The sequence below is a fragment of the Oleiphilus sp. HI0043 genome, from assembly GCF_001634935.1.
Genome location: NZ_LWEY01000868.1, coordinates 1 through 642, shown reverse-complemented (window position 1 = coordinate 642; position 642 = coordinate 1). Strand labels below are relative to the sequence as shown.

Annotated in this window: 1 protein-coding gene; it reads left to right on the top strand. The window is 45.8% G+C overall.

The annotated features are described in order from the left end of the window. A partial coding sequence (locus A3729_RS09800; protein ID WP_231877400.1) for an ABC transporter substrate-binding protein occupies nt 1-550 on the top strand: 550 nt, incomplete at its 5' end. Between the last annotated feature and the right edge of the window lie 92 nt (nt 551-642).

Sequence of the window (642 nt, the reverse complement as noted above, 5' to 3'; positions counted from 1 at the left end):
TGCCGATTTAGTTTTCACTGTCGATATTGGCCGTTTAATGGAAGTGACCAACAAAGACTTGGTTCAAGCTGTTGAATCAGAAACGCTACAAAAGAATGTCCCGGTACAATATCGCGACCCAGAAAACCGTTGGTTTGGTTTAACGACACGTACTCGCTCTATCTATGCGTCAAAAGAGCGCGCTAACCTAGCTGACATTCAAAACTATGAAGACTTGAGCAAACCCGTCTGGAAAGGCCGTATCTGTACCCGAAGCGGCAAGCACCCTTACAACCTTGCGCTGATCGCATCAATGATCGCTCATCACGGCGAAGCAGAAGCAAAAACCTGGTTACAAGGTGTAAAAGACAACCTGGCGAGACGTCCTCAAGGAAATGATCGAGCACAAGTAAAAGCAATCAACGAGGGTATTTGTGACCTGTCACTTGGCAACAATTATTATTTCGGCAAAATGTTAAACGACAAAGCACAGGTTGCTTGGGCAAACTCTGTCCACCTAACCTTTCCTAACCAAGGCAACCGAGGCACCCACGTGAATATCAGTGCGTAGCACTTACTAAACACGCACCAAACAAAGAAAGTGCAATCAAGCTAATGGAGTTCCTAACACAGGACTATGCGCAAAGCCTCTATGCAGAACAA